The 16,258-nt window shown below is 60.2% G+C and carries 18 protein-coding genes and 1 pseudogene; 11 read left to right on the plus strand and 8 right to left on the minus strand.

Features of this window, described 5'->3' with window-relative positions:
* Positions 1-25 precede the first annotated feature (25 nt).
* Positions 26-370, minus strand: a complete 345-nt coding sequence (locus tag MUM_RS0111275; RefSeq protein WP_010169822.1) for a YciI family protein — start codon at positions 368-370, stop codon at positions 26-28.
* 42 nt (positions 371-412) lie between these two features.
* Complete coding sequence (locus tag MUM_RS0111280) at positions 413-832, minus strand: YybH family protein (protein WP_010169823.1); 420 nt, start codon at positions 830-832, stop codon at positions 413-415.
* A gap of 146 nt (positions 833-978) precedes the next feature.
* Here MUM_RS0111280 and MUM_RS0111285 point away from each other — a divergent pair, with 146 nt between their 5' ends.
* From MUM_RS0111285 to MUM_RS0111295, 3 genes are all read left to right on the plus strand, one after another.
* Entirely contained in the window at positions 979-1,464 is a 486-nt protein-coding gene (locus tag MUM_RS0111285) for a GNAT family N-acetyltransferase (RefSeq protein ID WP_010169824.1), read from the plus strand.
* A gap of 19 nt (positions 1,465-1,483) precedes the next feature.
* A complete protein-coding gene (locus tag MUM_RS0111290; RefSeq protein WP_010169825.1) occupies positions 1,484-2,089 on the plus strand; it encodes a pyridoxamine 5'-phosphate oxidase family protein in 606 nt (201 codons plus the stop codon).
* 179 nt (positions 2,090-2,268) lie between these two features.
* Positions 2,269-3,456: a hypothetical protein gene (locus tag MUM_RS0111295; RefSeq protein WP_010169826.1), complete on the plus strand. Its 1,188-nt coding sequence runs from the start codon at positions 2,269-2,271 to the stop codon at positions 3,454-3,456.
* A 48-nt stretch (positions 3,457-3,504) separates the two neighbouring features.
* On the opposite strand, the gene MUM_RS0111300 is transcribed toward MUM_RS0111295, so the two are convergent.
* The gene (locus MUM_RS0111300; RefSeq protein ID WP_010169827.1) at positions 3,505-3,984 is read right to left on the minus strand and encodes a GyrI-like domain-containing protein; all 480 of its coding nucleotides are present in this window, start codon (positions 3,982-3,984) and stop codon (positions 3,505-3,507) included.
* 196 nt (positions 3,985-4,180) lie between these two features.
* Here MUM_RS0111300 and alaC point away from each other — a divergent pair, with 196 nt between their 5' ends.
* Positions 4,181-5,398 (plus strand): alanine transaminase, encoded by a 1,218-nt coding sequence (gene alaC, locus MUM_RS0111305; RefSeq protein ID WP_010169828.1) that lies wholly within the window; start codon positions 4,181-4,183, stop codon positions 5,396-5,398.
* A 120-nt stretch (positions 5,399-5,518) separates the two neighbouring features.
* Here alaC and MUM_RS0111310 read toward each other — a convergent pair whose 3' ends face one another.
* Entirely contained in the window at positions 5,519-6,874 is a 1,356-nt protein-coding gene (locus MUM_RS0111310; protein ID WP_010169829.1) for a GntP family permease, read from the minus strand.
* Between the two features lie 84 nt (positions 6,875-6,958).
* A complete protein-coding gene (locus MUM_RS0111315) occupies positions 6,959-7,492 on the minus strand; it encodes a gluconokinase (RefSeq protein WP_010169830.1) in 534 nt (177 codons plus the stop codon).
* 212 nt (positions 7,493-7,704) lie between these two features.
* Between MUM_RS0111315 and MUM_RS0111320 the strand changes: the two genes are divergently transcribed.
* From MUM_RS0111320 to MUM_RS0111345, 6 genes are all read left to right on the plus strand, one after another.
* A complete protein-coding gene (locus MUM_RS0111320; protein WP_169389235.1) occupies positions 7,705-8,736 on the plus strand; it encodes a LacI family DNA-binding transcriptional regulator in 1,032 nt (343 codons plus the stop codon).
* 342 nt (positions 8,737-9,078) lie between these two features.
* On the plus strand, positions 9,079-9,315 hold the full coding sequence (locus MUM_RS0111325) for a DUF6124 family protein (protein WP_010169832.1): 237 nt from the start codon (positions 9,079-9,081) through the stop codon (positions 9,313-9,315).
* A gap of 177 nt (positions 9,316-9,492) precedes the next feature.
* Positions 9,493-10,125, plus strand: coding sequence for a glutathione S-transferase family protein (locus MUM_RS0111330; protein WP_010169833.1), 633 nt, complete (start codon positions 9,493-9,495; stop codon positions 10,123-10,125).
* 16 nt (positions 10,126-10,141) lie between these two features.
* Positions 10,142-10,879, plus strand: a complete 738-nt coding sequence (locus MUM_RS0111335) for an NAD-dependent epimerase/dehydratase family protein (RefSeq protein WP_010169834.1) — start codon at positions 10,142-10,144, stop codon at positions 10,877-10,879.
* An 11-nt stretch (positions 10,880-10,890) separates the two neighbouring features.
* A complete protein-coding gene (locus MUM_RS0111340) occupies positions 10,891-12,300 on the plus strand; it encodes an MFS transporter (protein ID WP_010169835.1) in 1,410 nt (469 codons plus the stop codon).
* Between the two features lie 135 nt (positions 12,301-12,435).
* Complete coding sequence (locus tag MUM_RS0111345; protein ID WP_010169836.1) at positions 12,436-12,945, plus strand: hypothetical protein; 510 nt, start codon at positions 12,436-12,438, stop codon at positions 12,943-12,945.
* Positions 12,946-13,159: 214 nt separating this feature from the next.
* Here MUM_RS0111345 and MUM_RS1000000134970 read toward each other — a convergent pair whose 3' ends face one another.
* From MUM_RS1000000134970 to MUM_RS0111355, 3 genes and pseudogenes are all read right to left on the minus strand, one after another.
* Entirely contained in the window at positions 13,160-13,732 is a 573-nt protein-coding gene (locus MUM_RS1000000134970; RefSeq protein ID WP_443216231.1) for a methyl-accepting chemotaxis protein, read from the minus strand.
* Between the two features lie 18 nt (positions 13,733-13,750).
* Positions 13,751-14,479 (minus strand): annotated as a pseudogene (locus tag MUM_RS1000000134975) (PAS domain-containing protein); the annotation flags it as partial.
* 167 nt (positions 14,480-14,646) lie between these two features.
* Entirely contained in the window at positions 14,647-15,516 is an 870-nt protein-coding gene (locus tag MUM_RS0111355; RefSeq protein ID WP_010169838.1) for a LysR family transcriptional regulator, read from the minus strand.
* 98 nt (positions 15,517-15,614) lie between these two features.
* Here MUM_RS0111355 and gstA point away from each other — a divergent pair, with 98 nt between their 5' ends.
* Entirely contained in the window at positions 15,615-16,217 is a 603-nt protein-coding gene (gene gstA / locus MUM_RS0111360; RefSeq protein ID WP_010169839.1) for a glutathione transferase GstA, read from the plus strand.
* The last annotated feature ends 41 nt before the right edge of the window (positions 16,218-16,258 follow it).

Genomic DNA, 16,258 nt, shown 5'->3' on the forward strand with positions numbered 1-16,258 from the left:
AACCTCCTGAGTTTTATTGTTGTGATCAGAGATTCAATTCACGCACCGGGCGTACTTCCACACTGCCGACCCGGGCCGCCGGAATGCCGCTGGCCACCTGGATCGCTTCATTCAGGTCCTTGGCTTCGATCAGGTAAAACCCGGCGAGTTGCTCCTTGGTTTCGGCAAACGGCCCGTCGGTGATCGACAGCTTGCCGTTGCGCATGCGCACAGTGGTCGCGGTGGTCACCGACTCCAGCGGTTCGGCGGCCAGCAACCGCCCGCTGGCCTGCACGGCGGCACCATAGGCAAAACATTCCGGGTCCTTGGGGCTGTCGGGCGAATCATGCAGCACCTGCTCGTTGCTATAGATCAGGCAGAGGTATTTCATGGGATTCTCCGTTTTCGGACAACTGACTATAGTTCGCGGCGTTCAAGGTTTCAGGTCGAACAGACCGGCGCCGGTTTCCATGTCGAAGGGTGCCGACCAATGTTCATGCACCACTTTCCACTCGCTCCCAATGCGCTGGTAACCAGCGCTGACGCGCATCCAGCAGGTCTTGAGCACACCGTCGGGCCCGGTGCCGCCACAGTGCGCCAGCCAGTGGGCAAAGGCGCTGTTATCGGCGGCGACGATATGCAGCTCGTGGAAGTCAAAGACCCCGGGGCCCGGGCAGAACTCCATGCACGCCTTCCAGTGCGCCTGGTAGGCCGCCTTACCCTTGAACTGCAGGGCGTTAACGGCGTCGAACGCGACGATATCGTCGTCGTAAAAGCTGACAATCTTCTCGAAGTCCTTGGCGATGACCGCCTGTTTCCATTGTTCGATCAAGCTGATGATTGCAGTGCTCATGGCGATACTCCTTGCGGGAAAAATCACTGAAGACACCCTTAGTCGACTGGGCCATCGGCCAATCGACAGTCCCGCGAAAAATAATTGCGAATACCGCAAACCCGCTAGAATCCGCGCTTCTTTGTAGGATTTCGGATGCTACGCCGATGGAAACCCGCCTCGTTCCCTATGAGACGTTGACTGCCCTGCAACAACAGCAACTCAACGCCCTGGAAGTGCATCCCGAACAACTGGCGTTTTCCGGCGATATCTACTGTGCGCTGAACACCCTGCTCGTCAATCCGAGCCCCGGCGTGGCGGGCTTTGCGCTGCTGGCAGACGAGATCCCCGTGGCGTTCCTGCTGCTCAAACGCCCGCCCTGCCTGCCCCATTGGGCGAATGAACACAGCGCCACGCTGCATGCACTGCAAGTCGACCGCCATCAACAGGGCCAGGGGTTTGGCAAAGCCTGCCTGCAGGCCCTGCCAGCGGCTGCGCGCCTGGTCTGGCCGCAGATCAAGGCCCTGGAGCTGTCGGTGGACACGGACAATGTGGCGGCGATGGGGCTGTATTTGCAGCAGGGCTGGGTGGACAGCGGTGAGGCGTACAAGGGGCGGATTGGGTATGAGCGCCGGTTGGCGTGGGTGTTTTGAACAACGAGGAGGTGGTGAAATGCTAACAACCCTGGAACAACTCGAATCCCTCTATGGCCTCCCCCACGAGCGGGCCGTGCGCAAGGAAATTCCGTTTCTCAACGAGGATTACCAGGCGATGGTCCGCGCGTCACCCTTAGTGGTGGTGAGTTCGTCCGGCCCGGACGGCATCGATGGTTCGCCTCGCGGCGATGTGCCAGGGTTTGTACGAATCATCGACGAGCGCACGTTGGCGATTCCGGATCGGCCAGGGAATAACCGCCTCGATACCTTACGCAATCTGGTGGTGGATCCGCGTATTGCGCTGCTGTTCATCATTCCGGGGATTGGCGAGACATTGAGGGTCAATGGTCGCGCGCAGATTTCCATCGAGCCCGAGTTGCTGGAGAGCTTTGCGGTGAATGGCAAAGCGGCCCGCTCGGTGATTCTGGTGCAGGTGGAAGCAGCGTATTTCCATTGTTCCAAAGCCTTCGTGCGCTCCGATTGCTGGAACCCGGAAAAGCATCTGGATCGCTCGGCACTGCCCAGCGCCGGGGCGTTTCACAAGCGCTTGAATGACGGGGCATTTGACGCGGAGGCCTATGACCGGGAAATGCCGGAGCGGGTCAACGCCACGTTGTATTGAGAGGCGGTCGCAAAAGACTTGCCGGCCCTTGGCCCAATTCGTGGGCCGGCACGCACTACCTGTTATTTCTAACAGCTATCCACCCGATGGTTTGTGAGATGTACTGCTGTTCCCACGTTGTCGCTTCGTGATGTCGAACAAGCAGGTATGGAGGACTTCCCCACACAAGGAGCCCCATCATGGCCAACTCCCAAAACATTGCCGGCAGTTTTGATACAAGCTTTGGCACAGACCGCAACGGCACCGTTCGCCTGGAATTGCTGGCCGGGTTCACCCGGTTGCTCAAGGACCAGACACTGCTCACCGTAGGCAACAAGCGAAAATCCCAAACCGAATATGTCGTCGAGGCGGTAAAACACCATGCCGACGGCTATTACGATAAAGCGCTGGCCGAAACGTCCATCGCCGGTTTTAACCTGTTCGCGGCCCTGACAGTACAGGCAGACGATAAGTACCTGGTGCTATGGGGCCTGCTCAACGGGTCCCACTATGATGCCCACCTCACGCGCGTCACCAAAGAGGGCGATCCCGACCCACAGTTCAACCCGGGCAACAACGGTACCGTACGGCTTGATGTCGCTGTCGAGGACGATCTGCTGGGAAAACGAGGCTTGAAGGTCCGAGACAAAGACGGCGCCGTCTATGTGGCTTTCGAAATTCACGAACACGACAGCATCATTATCAAGATCGATAAAAACGGAGGTATCGACCCGCTTTTTGGTGACGTAACCGGGCGGATATACGTTCCCGACACACAACTGCGCGCCCTGGCATTTTCAGACGACGATCACCTGTTGGTCGCAGGCAACACCAGAGACAAAGCCATTATCAGTTGCTACGACAACAGGGGTTCACTGGTGACCGGTTTTGGCAGTGGCGGCCATGTTGAGCTGGGCTCCGCAGATACCGGCAACCCGCTCAGCGTCTTCAGCATTGTGGTGGACGATCAACATCGGATCACCGTAGCCGGGTCCAACGCAAAACTGCGACAAACCCATAACTTCGTCGCCAGTTTCACCGCCAGCGGGCAACCCGACCCCACGTTCAACCAGGGCGTTCCCGTGCACACCACTGTTGAAGATGGCTCGTATGTGAGCCACGTGGTCCAGCGCGACGGAAAAGTCGTGGTATTGGCCCGGGAACAAGCAACGGGCTTAACCACAAAACTGGTGAGATACACTCGGGCCGCTCACAAGGACCCGGCATTTGGTAATGCCGGCGTTGCGCTGGTCTATACGAGGCAGGACAGTCCACTGCGGTCTTATGTCGACACCGTCGAGTTGCAGCATCCGGGGGAAAAATTCCTGGTATCCGGCCCCAACGCAACCTACTACACCTATATCGCGCGCCTGCTCAACGACGCGTGAGTGACCGGCACCCGGGTGGGGAGTTCTCCCACCCGGAACCTCAAGTCATCAGAGCTTTTCTATCGGAATCCAGATTTCCACGGAGCCCGTGCCCTTGCCCACATCGAAGTCGGCGCTGTAACGCTCAAAATCAGCCCCGATCACCTTGTAGCCGGAACCCGGCAGCCACTCGAACATGATGCGTTCATAGGTCTGCGCCAGCGCCTGCACCGGACCAAAGTGCGGGAACACTGCATAGCGATGGGCAGGAATTTCAATCGACTCGAAGTTGCTCGGCACATCGCCCTTGGTCGGTACTTCAACGCCCGCCAGATAGTCGAATTCATCGTGTTTGGCGTTGTAGCACACGCCGTAGGTCACGCCGCCCACGCGCTGCTTGATCTCTTTGAAGCAGCTGTCGAACAACTCCCACAACTTGGGAATATCCCCCAGCGTGGCTTTCGAATAACGCCCTTGCACACCCGCGATCACCAGGGCCTTGCCCTCTTCCATGTGCGGCTGTAACGGCAGTTTTGTCTGTTGATCCATCTGAACAGTCTCCTTCTTATGAGGGAACAAACCCGCGTCGAGTATAGGGGCATATCCCCGCCGTACTCCAAGCAGAAATTTTTGCCTCAGCATCTGGACAATTGGCCATCATCGACCGTATTGTCTGCCCCGCAGGCCACCGCAGTGGCCGACGTCGCTCGGACGGTTCCGGGCGCTTACGTATTTCGAGGCAACAATGGCCGACCAAGGTTCGACGCGCCGCTTTGCGCGCATAGATCGACTCCCCCCTTACGTTTTCAATATCACTGCCGAGCTGAAGATGGCTGCGCGTCGGCGCGGCGAAGACATCATCGACTTGAGCATGGGTAACCCTGACGGCGCCACGCCACCGCACATCGTGGAAAAAATGGTCACCGTCGCCCAACGCGAAGACACCCACGGTTACTCCACCTCCAAAGGCATTCCGCGTCTGCGCCGGGCGATTTCGCACTGGTACAAAGACCGCTATGAAGTGGACATCGACCCGGAAACCGAAGCCATCGTGACCATCGGTTCCAAGGAAGGGCTGGCGCACTTGATGCTGGCCACCCTGGACCAGGGCGACACGGTGTTGGTGCCCAACCCCAGCTACCCGATTCACATCTACGGTGCCGTGATTGCCGGCGCCCAGGTGCGCTCGGTGCCGCTGATTCCGGGAGTGGATTTCTTCGCTGAACTGGAGCGCGCGATTCGCGGCTCGATCCCCAAGCCGAAGATGATGATCCTCGGCTTCCCGTCCAACCCCACCGCGCAGTGCGTGGAGCTGGACTTCTTCGAACGTGTGATCGCCCTGGCCAAACAGTACGACGTGCTGGTGGTGCATGACCTGGCCTACGCCGACATCGTCTACGACGGCTGGAAGGCTCCGTCGATCATGCAAGTGCCGGGCGCCAAGGACATCGCGGTGGAGTTTTTCACCCTGTCCAAGAGCTACAACATGGCCGGCTGGCGCATTGGTTTCATGGTGGGTAACCCGGAACTGGTCAACGCCCTGGCGCGGATCAAGAGTTACCACGACTACGGCACCTTCACCCCGCTGCAAGTGGCGGCGATTGCGGCGCTGGAAGGCGATCAGCAGTGCGTGAAAGACATCGCCGAGCAGTACCGCCAGCGCCGTAACGTGCTGGTCAAAGGCCTGCATGAGCTGGGTTGGATGGTCGAGAACCCGAAGGCATCGATGTACGTCTGGGCGAAAATCCCCGAGGCGTATGCCGCGATGGGTTCGCTGGAGTTTGCCAAGAAGCTGCTGCTTGAGGCCAAGGTGTGTGTGTCGCCGGGGATTGGCTTTGGTGAGTATGGCGACGATCACGTGCGCTTTGCGCTGATCGAAAACCAGGACCGGATTCGCCAGGCGGTGCGGGGCATCCGGGCGATGTTCCGGGCGGATGGGCTGGTCAAGAAAGCTGACGCCTGACCCGATCCAACTGCCGGAACCCAATCAATGTGGGAGCTGGCTTGCCTGCGATAGCGGTGTTGAATTCACCATCGCCATCGCAGGCAAGCCAGCTCCCACATTTGTTTTGCGGTGCGCCTGTCAGACCACCAGCGACAGCAACAGGATAAAGCCCAACGCCACCACCGACAGGATGGTCTCCATCGCCGTCCAGGTCTTGAATGTCTCGGCCACGGTCATGTTGAAGTACTGCTTCACCAGCCAGAACCCCGCATCGTTGACGTGAGACAACACCAGCGAGCCCGCCCCCGTCGCCAATACCAGCAACTCGCGGTTCACCCCCGGAATCATCCCCACCACCGGCACCACAATGCCTGCGCCGGTAATGGTCGCCACGGTGGCAGAACCGGTGGCCACACGAATCACCGCCGCCACCAGCCAGGCCAGCAGGATCGGGTTGATCTGCGCGGTCACCGCCATATGGCCGATCACATCACCCACGCCGCTGGTCACCAGCATCTGCTTGAAACCACCACCGGCACCGATGATCAGGATGATCGCTGCGGTCGGCGCAAGGCTGGCGTCGAGCAGCTTGAGGATTTGCTTGGAACCGATGCCCTGGCGATGGCCAAAGGTATAAAGCGACAGCAGCAAGGCCAGCAGTAAGGCGGTGATCGGGTGACCGATCATGTCCATCCAGTTGCGGATCACGTGGCCGTCCGGCAGTGCAACGTCCGCGAAGGTTTTCAGCAGCATCAGGAACACCGGCAACAGCACGGTGATCAGGGTGATGCTGAAGCTCGGCAGGGTCTTGGATTCCGGTTGCTCGCTGGCCAGTTGGTCCACCAGTTCCTGGGACGGATTGCCCGGGATGTACTTGGCGATGAACGAACCGTAGAGCGGGCCGGCGATGATGGCCGTAGGCAGCGCGACGATCAAGCCGTAGAGAATGGTCTTGCCGATGTCGGCACCGAACACGCCGATCGCCAGCAACGGGCCCGGGTGCGGTGGCACCAGGCCGTGCACTGCCGACAGGCCCGCCAGCAGCGGGATGCCGATCTTGATCAGCGACACGCCAGTGCGGCGCGCGACGATAAACACCAGCGGAATCAGCAGTACAAAACCGATCTCGAAGAACAGCGGAATGCCCACCAGGAACGCGGCGAACATCATTGCCCACTGCACCTTCTCCTTGCCGAAAGCGCGCACCAGGGTTTGGGCGATCTGATCGGCACCGCCGGAATCGGCCATCATCTTGCCGAGCATCGTACCCAGTGCCAGGATAATCCCGACAAAGCCGAGCACCCCGCCGAAGCCGTCCTGGAACGCCTTGATGATCTTGTCCACGGGCATGCCCGAGGTCAGGCCGAGAAAGCCTGCGGCGATGATCAGCGCAATGAACGGGTGGACTTTGAACCGGGTGATCAACACGATCAGGCCGATGATGGTCACCACTGCATCGAGCAGCAGATAGGTATCGTGGGACAAGCCAAACATGGGGGTCTCTCCTGTTTGTTGTTGTTATTAAAGCCGGTAAAAAATTCAGTGCAGGCGGACAGCGCTATCTTGTCCGGCAAAAAATTATTTGTTTGGTTCAAAGCCGTGTTCGAGCCACCAGGCATTGGTTTGCTCGGCCAGCTCTTCGACGCTGTCTTCGCTGGCGTTGAGGGCCAGGGTCAATGGCTCACCCACCGGCGATTCAAGGGTGGCGAACTGGCTGTCTATGAGGCTGGCCGGCATGAAATGGCCGGGGCGATGGGACACACGGTCGGCGGCGACTTCGCGGGTCAGCTCCAGAAACACAAACCCCAGGCCCGGCGCGGCTTCGCGCAGGTGGTCGCGGTATTTCTTTTTCAGGGCCGAACAGGTGAGCACCGGGTGCTCGCCGGCTTTGAGCGAGCGGCGCAGTTCATCGCACAGGATGTCGAGCCAGCCGGCGCGGTCGTCGTCGTTAAGGGGATGGCCTGCGCTCATCTTCTCGATGTTCGCGGCGGGGTGAAAGCTGTCGCCTTCGATGGCCGTGGCGCCGTTCAGCAGGCACAGGGCCTCGCTGACGCTGGACTTGCCACAGCCGGAAACACCCATGATCACGAGGGCAGTAACAGGTTGACTCATGAAACACCTCAAGACGCAGATAGCGCTACCTTTGCACGCTGTAAGGCTAGTGCAAAAACAGGCTTTTCCCGCGCCGTCTTGTCATTTTTATGGAGTGACGCGTGCATCTGCTCCAAAGGTTTGAACGGGAACAGGCATCCCGACGTTCAAGAATTTGCAGGGTCTTGGAGACAGCGCTACCTTAGTGCCTCGATTTTTGTTTGGCAAGCCGCCTGATGACTCCCAAGAACGATAAAAATACCCGCACCACGGGCCGCCCTACCCTGAATGAAGTAGCCCGCCTGGCCGGCGTAAGCCCGATTACCGCCTCCCGGGCCTTGCGCGGCATCAGCACCGTGGCCACCGAACTGGTGGAAAAAGTGCAAAAAGCCGCTGCCGAACTGAGCTACGTGGTCAACCCGGCCGCCCGTGCCCTGGCATCTGCCCAGAGCCAGTCGGTGGTGGTGTTGGTGCCGTCACTGTCCAACCTGCTGTTTATCGAAACCCTCGAAGCCATCCACCAAGTGCTGCGGCCCAAGGGCTTTGAAGTGCTGATCGGCAACACCCACTATTCCCGCGATGAAGAAGAAGACCTGCTGCGCAACTACATGGCCTACCAGCCACGGGGGTTGCTGCTGACCGGGTTTGACCGTACGGAAAGTGCCCGGCGCATGGTGGAATCGAGCAACGTGCCGTGTGTGTACATGATGGACCTGGACCCGGGCGCCGGATTGAACTGCGTAGGATTCTCGCAGTTGAACGCCGGGGAAACGGCGGCCGCGCATCTCATCTCGCGGGGTCGCAAGCGCCTGGCCTACATCGGTGCGCAACTGGACCAACGCACGTTGTTGCGCGGTGAAGGCTTTCGCCGGGCGTTGCAGCAGGCAGGGTTGTACGACCCGGCGCTTGAAGTGCTGACGCCACGGCCATCGTCGCTGGGCCTGGGCGGCGAGCTGTTCCTGCAACTGCTGGCCAGCCATCCGGATGTGGACGCGATCTTCTTTGGTAACGACGACCTGGCTCAGGGCGCGTTGCTGGAAGCGCTGCGCCATGGCATCAAAATACCGCAGCAGATCTCGGTGCTGGGCTTCAACGACCTGCCCTCGTCCTCGTTCATGGTGCCGCGTTTGAGCAGCATCAGTACGCCCCGCGAAGCCATTGGCCGGCGTGCGGCAGAGCATTTGCTGACGGTGATGGCCGGTAACAAGATCGCCCGGCCGGTGGTGGACATGGGGTTTGAGTTGAAGGTGCGCGAGAGCACCTAGGCGGTAGCTGTAGGAAGTGACTGATGTTGATGGCAGCGCCTTGCTCCGTTGCCTACAGGTACGTCAGAATCCGCCGGCTTGTGCGCCTGGATAGGGCTCTCTAAGGTTGCCCGGTCGCTGAATTTCTCGGTGATCGGGTTTAGTAGCCTGAGCAGCCCCATACAAATGTGCATGAGCTTCATCTTTCGGACTTACCTGTCTGTGCTTGATGGTGGCTGTGCGCAGGGCGCCCTCGTGGCGCGCCGGGTTTTTGTATGGGTCTACCGGTCTACTAACCTGCGTGCAGCCGCCACCCTTTCGTTTAGTAGCGATCAGGTGGTGGCCTTGTTAGAGATCCTACCTATGTTCAAAGCAACTCCAAATCCCCCTACCTTATTCACCGTCAGCCCCGACGTCAGCAGCGAAAGCCTGATCGCCAACAGCTACGAGACGTTTTCCTCGGTCAGCACGTTATTGCTCGACCTGTCTGATGAACTCACCGGCAAAGACCGCGACACGGCATTGGCGATTCATCAGTTGAGTGAGTTGGGCGTATTGCTGATGGGCAAGTTGATGGACCAGGAATCACCGCTCTGCTAAGGGCCCAGACGCGGTCAATGTGGGAGCTGGCTTGCCTGCGATAGCATCACCTCGGTATGCCTGATACACCGAGGTGCCTGCATCGCAGGCAAGCCAGCTCCCACATTTTTAGTCGTCGTTGGCCCATGCCCCTGCTAAATTGCCTCCCTGCCTTCTCACCGTCGCCAGGAAAGCACCATGGGCCATTCGCTGAAAATCTTGGGTCGCACCTCCTCTATCAACGTGCGAAAAGTCCTGTGGACCTGCCAGGAGCTGGCTATTCCCTACGAGCGCGAAGACTGGGGCATCGGCTTCACGCCCACCCAATCCCCCGAATTCCTGGCCCTGAACCCTAACGCCCAAGTCCCGGTACTCATCGACGACAACGGCGTGCTGTGGGAATCCAATACCATCTGCCGCTACCTCGTGGGCCTGCACCAACGCCACGACCTGCTACCCGCCGAACCGGCAGCCCGTGCCAAAGTGGAGCAATGGATGGATTGGCAAGCCACCGAACTCAACCCGTCCTGGGGCTACGCCTTCCACGCCCTGGTGCGCAAAAACCCGGACTACCAGGACCCGCAACGCCTCGCTGCCGGTGTGCGCGGCTGGAACGACAAGATGGGCCTGCTGGAACAGCAACTGACCAAAACCAATGCCTACGTGGCCGGTAATGCGTTCACACTGGCCGACATCCTCATCGGCCTGTCCGTACACCGCTGGCGGATGACGCCTATGGAGCATCCCTCCTACCCGGCTGTCAGCGCCTACTACGCAACCCTCAGCCAGCGCCCTGGCTTCAAGGCCTTCGCCCTCGACGGCCACAACTAACAACAAGGACGACACCATGAAAGGACTCAACGTACTGCTCACTGGCGCTTGCGGCCGCATCGGCAAGACGTTTTTCGAAGCCTCGAAAGACCGCTACCGCTTCACCCTCACCGACCGCATCGAGCCGGATTTCGCCCTCGGCGAACACCGCTTCGTGCACGCCGACCTGAGCGACAAAACCAGCCTCACCGCGCTGCTCGACGGGATTGACGTGATCGTGCACCTGTCGGGCATCCCCCACGCCAGCGCCACCTTCGACGAGTTGCTGCCCAACAACATCCTGGCCACCACGTACCTGTTCGAAGCCGCCGTGGCCGCCGGGGTAAAACGCCTGGTGTTCGCCAGCAGCGCCCAGACCATCGAAGGCTACCCGGTCGACCGCCAGATCACCCCCGGCATGCCCGTACTGCCCGCCAACCTGTACGGCGTGAGCAAATGCTACGGCGAGGCCTTGTGCGGTTTTTACGCCGCCAAAACCCCGCTCTCCACCATCGCCCTGCGCATCGGTGCGTTTGAATTCCCCGAAACCCACGACCTGAACAACGCCCGCGACCTCAGCGCCTGGCTCAGCCCGCGGGACGCCGTGCAGTTGCTGCAACGTTCGGTGGAAACCATCGGGGTGAAACACCTGATCGCCCACGGCATTTCCAACAACCGCTTCAAACGCCTGGACCTCAGCGAAACAACCCGTGTGCTGGGTTACCAACCGGTGGATGATGCGTTCCAGGAATTCGAGATCCCGATCACTTACTGAGTCTTCTGCCCATGTCTTCACCCTCTACCGCAGACGGCATCGACCCGATACGCGCCGCCCACATCAGCGCACGCATCGACCGGTTGCCCGCCGTCGCCACCGTGTGGCGCCTGGTGGCGTTGCTGTCGATTGGCGGCTTTTTCGAGCTGTATGACCTGTTCCAGACCGCCTACATCAGCCCGGGCTTGATCAGTGACGGGATTTTCCACACCGGCAGCCAGGGCGTATTCGGCTTCTCCGACCAGGCGGCCTTTGCCTCGGCCACCTTCCTCGGCCTGTTCCTCGGTGCCAGCCTGCTGAGCCCGATTGCCGACCGCTACGGGCGCCGGGCGATCTTCACCTTTGCGCTGATCTGGTACACCGTGGCCACTGTGCTGATGGGTATTCAGACCTCTGCCTTGGGGATTATCTGCATGCGCTTCCTGGTGGGCATCGGCCTGGGAATCGAGCTGGTGACCATCGATGCCTATCTTTCGGAACTGGTGCCCAAGCGCATGCGCAGCTCGGCGTTTGCCTTTGCGTTTTTCATCCAGTTCCTGTCGGTGCCGGCGGTGGCCTTGATGTCGTGGTGGCTGGTGCCCCAGGCGCCGTTCGGGATCTCTGGCTGGCGCTGGGTGGTGCTGAGCAGTGCGGTGTTTGCGCTGTTTATCTGGCAACTGCGCAAACGCCTGCCGGAGTCACCGCGCTGGCTCGCGCAAAAAGGCCGCTTCGACGAGGCCGGGCAGATCATGGACAGCCTTGAGGCACGTTGCCAGAAGGACCACGGCAAGCCACTGGATGAACCGGAGCCGGAAGCCGTCAGCGTGCAGGGCCACGGGCGGTTTGCCGATATCTGGCAACCGCCCTACCGGCGCCGGGCGTTGATGCTGATTGTGTTTCATGTGTTCCAGGCCATCGGCTTTTTCGGCTTTGGCAATTGGTTGCCGGCGCTGCTGTCGGGCCAGGGCGTGAGCGTGACCCACAGTTTGGGTTATGCCTTCATCATCACCCTCGCCTACCCGCTGGGACCGCTGCTGTTTGTGAAGGTGGCCAACCGGTTTGAAAACAAATGGCAGATTGTCGGCTCGGCCCTGGGCGCGGTGATCTTCGGCAGTTTGTTCGCGCTGCAAACCACCGCCGTGGGGCTGGTGATCTGCGGGGTGATGATCACCTTCTGCAACGCCTGGCTGAGCTTCAGTTATCACTCCTACCAGAGCGAACTGTTCCCCACCAACATCCGCGCCCGGGCGGTGGGCTTTTGCTATTCGTTCAGCCGGTTGTCGACGGTGTTCAGCAGCTTGCTGATCGGTGTGATCCTTGAACACCTCGGCACACCGGGCGTGTTGGCGTTTATCGCCAGCAGCATGTTGATCGTGATGATCACCATCAGCTGGTTCGGCCCGCGCACCCGCAACCTGGCGCTGGAGAACATTGCCCACTAGCGGCAAACAATGGCCGTCGGCACGCCAATGCTTGCCGACGGTGGCGGCCAAAAGCCCCGTAAACACGGGGCCATATCACTGGGCACGCTAATTGCTCCACCTGTGGGACCGCTCACATCCACAGGTGTCCTGATCATGCTGATCAACAACAATCCCCAGGCTCAGTCAACGATCCAACGCATCAAACGCGCCGACATGGACCCGGCCAACGCCGCGGCCAGCGCGCTGTACAGCGGCGCCGCACAAAACGTGCAACAGGGCACCACCACTGTATCGACCACACAGGCAGCGGCCGACGCCACTGCCGACAACATCAATGCCGCCTTCGCCAAGACCCGTGTGCAGTTGCAAGCCACCACCGCAACCACCTCGACCACCGATACGGCCAAGACTGACTCCACCACTTCGGCCCGCAGTGACTTCACCGACTACATGAAGAAAAGCCCGGCCGAGCGCATCCGCGAGCAACTGCTCAAGGAACAGGGTTTGACCGAGGATGATGTGAAGAACATGCCTCAGGAACAGCAGGACGCTATTTCCAAAGAAGTGGCAGAACGCCTGAAAGAGCAGCAGACGCAGCAGGTAGCGGCGAAAACGGCCGACCCGCAGGCGCAGAACGTGAAAGAAACCCTGGCTGCGATTTAAGCCCTGACAATACAAACCCTGTGGTGAAGGGCTTTCCTGTGGTGAGGGGGCTTGTCCCCCGTTGGGCTGCGAAGCAGCCCTAATCCGCTCGCCGCGTTCCTTCTGATGGAATGAGGTGGCCGCTTTTGGGGCTGCTGCGCAGCCCAACGGGGGACAAGCCCCCTCACCACAAAAGCTCCCTCGCCACAGGTCATGTGTCAGTCATGAATACCGTTTACTGCAGTTGTAGCGTGGAGTTGAACTGACTGATCGCATCCACCACATGCCGTGACCCTTCCTGAATCTCCAGGATCACCTGCCCCGCCTCATTCGCCAGCGCCACCCCAAGCCCCGTACGGCTCAAGCTCGACTGCATGCTCGACACCGCGCTGATCGACAGGTCGTGGTTCTTGCGTACCACGTCCACAATCTCGATCGTCGCCTGGCTGGTGCGCGCCGCCAGACTGCGCACCTCATCCGCCACCACCGCAAACCCGCGCCCATGCTCACCGGCCCGGGCCGCTTCGATCGCAGCGTTCAGCGCCAGCAGGTTGGTCTGGTCGGCGATGCCGCGAATGGTCTGGACGATGGTGCCGATGATGTCCGACTGTTTGCTCACCGCATCAATGCTCACAGCCGCTTCGTTCAGGTCGCGGGAAATTTCTTCGATGATCTGCACGGTCTGCTGCACCACTTCCGACCCCTTGCGGGCACAGGCGTCGTTCTGCACCGAGGTGGCGTGGGCCGAGTCGGCGGCGGTGCGCAAGGTGGTGACCTGATCAGTGATGTCGCTGGCGAACTTCACCACTTTGTACAGGCGGCCGTTGGCATCGAAGATCGGGTTGTAGGAGGCTTCCAGAAACAGCGTCTGACCGTATTTGTTTTTGCGCTCGAAACGATGGGAGTGGTACTCGCCACGATTGAGGGAAGCCCAGAACGCCTTGTAAGTCGGCGACTCGGTTTCGTGACGATGGCAGAACATGCTGTGGTGCTGGCCGACGATTTCGTTGAGGGAATAGCCGACTGTCTTCAGGAAGTTGTCGTTGGCATTCAGGATCTGGCCTTGCGGGGTGAATTCGATCACCGCCATGGAGCGGCCGATGGCGTCGATCAGGCTCTGGTTTTCATGCTCGCGGTGAATCCGCGCCGAGATGTCCGAAGCGACCTTGATCACGCTCTGCACCTGGTTGTCGGCACCGAGCACCGGCATGTAGCTGGCTTCCAGCCACACTTCCTGGCCATGCTTGTTCAAGCGCATGAAGGTGCCGCTGAGGGCCTCGCCCCGCGCCAGGTCGCGCCAGAGCTTGGCGTAGGCATCAGTGTGGGTGTAGGCCTCTTCGCAGAAAATCCGGTGATGTTTGCCCCGGATTTCTTCAGCGCTGTAGCCCATGGTCTTGCAGAAGTTTTCATTGGCATCCAGCACGATGCCGTTGCGATCAAACTCGATCATCGCCATGGAGCGGCTGATGGCGGCCAATTTGGCTTTGGCTTCGGAGAGGGCACAGGAGAAGCGTTCGATTTCCAGCAGGTCGGATTTGTGTTGGCGGTTGAACATGTCAGATCACCCTTTATTTTCCCGACGCCCACGCGGGCGCATTCCATTCACGGTTTGAATCTTGCCCACAGACCTTTATGGGGAAACCTATCCGAAACGCTTTATATGCCGAGCGTCATCAACGGTTCTGGGTGAGCATAGACAGGCGTTGGCGCTATGCAAGGCCACTAGTCAGCCAGCATTTGCAACAAAGCATTTACCGCTGCGGAGGGCGATTGATGGCGTGAAGTCACCAACGCAAACTCGCGGTGCACCGGCTCCGCCAGCGGCATGATGCGCAAGCCGTGGCGCTGGGCCGGCAGGGTCATCTCGGGCACCAGCGTCACACCCACGCCTTCGCGCACCAGGCTGAAAGCACTGTTCCACTCCCGCACTTCCACCCGCACCTCGCGCAACACCAGCCCGGCTTCCTGCGCCAGGCTGCGAGCGTTGACGGTGCAGCCGCCGGTGGCGAGCACGAACGGTTGCTCCACCAACTCTTCCAGCGTGACCGTTGCCTGCGCCGCGCGCCGGGATAACACGTGCGCCATCGGCAACACAGCCACCCAGTTATCGCGCCCCAGCACTGCGGCATTGCGCTCCGACGGCGGGTTGAGCACCACGCCCAGGTCGATCAGGTTCGCGTCGAGCAAGGTGTTCACTTCATCGTCGGTGACTTCCAGGGCCGTGACCTCGATGCCCGGGTAAAGCTGGTTGAACCGCCGCAACAGCGGCGGCAGGAACACCGCCAGCACCATGGGGAAACTCGCGATGCGAATCGTCCCACGCAGCATGGGCCGCGCTTCGTCCACTGTGGTGCGAATCGCCTGCAAGGCCCCGAGCATCACCCGCGCCTGCTCGATCACTTGCAGGCCCAGGGCGGTGGGCACAGTCTGGCGCGCCTCGCGCACAAACAGTTGCGCACCCAGGTTGGCCTCCATGGCCGCCATCGCCTGGCTGGCCGCAGACTGGGTCATGCCGACGCGTTCGGAGGCGGCGGTGATACTGCCGTTGTCCGCCACAGCCACCAACAGGCGCCAGTGCATCAGGTTCATCATGGCAGTAGCTGTCCTTATGGCAGGATTCTGAAAGATTAATTTTACGCAAGGTGCCATGCCCAGGAGACTGAAGGCAACTGTCCTGCGGAGTTGCCCCGATGAAGCTGTATTTTTCCCCGAATGCCTGTTCCCTCGCCTCCCATATCGTGCTGCGGGAATTGGCCCTGCCGTTTGAATTGATTCGCGTCGACAACCAGAAAAAGCTCACGGCTGAGGGTGATGATTTCTTGCAGATCAACCCCAAGGGCTACGTGGCGGCACTGCAACTGGACAACGGCGAGGTGCTGACCGAAGGCGCCGCCATCCTGCAATACCTGGCCGACCAAGTGCCGGCGGCGGGCCTGGCACCGGTCAATGGCAGTTGGGAGCGGGTGCGTTTGCAGGAGTGGCTGAACTTTGTCTCCAGCGAGATTCATGGCGGGCTGGGGGTGCTGTTCAAGGACGCGATTCCAGATGACGTGAAGGCGCTGTTCAAGGCCACGCTGTTCAAGCGGTTTGCGATTCTGGTGCAGACCCTGGAGCGTCAGGATTACCTGCTGGGCGCGCAGTACTCGGTGGCGGATGCGTACCTGTTTGTGGTGCTGCGCTGGGCAGCATTTTTTGATATCGATTTGCAGCAGTGGCCGGCGCTGGCGAAATTTCAGCAGCGGGTCGGTGAACGCCCGGCAGTAATTGCCGCGTTGGCCGCCGAAAATCCATGACCTGAAATGCGATCAAAAATGTGGGAGCTGGCTTGCCTGCG

Source organism: Pseudomonas sp. PAMC 25886 (genome assembly GCF_000242655.1).
Classification (GTDB): Bacteria; Pseudomonadota; Gammaproteobacteria; order Pseudomonadales; family Pseudomonadaceae; genus Aquipseudomonas.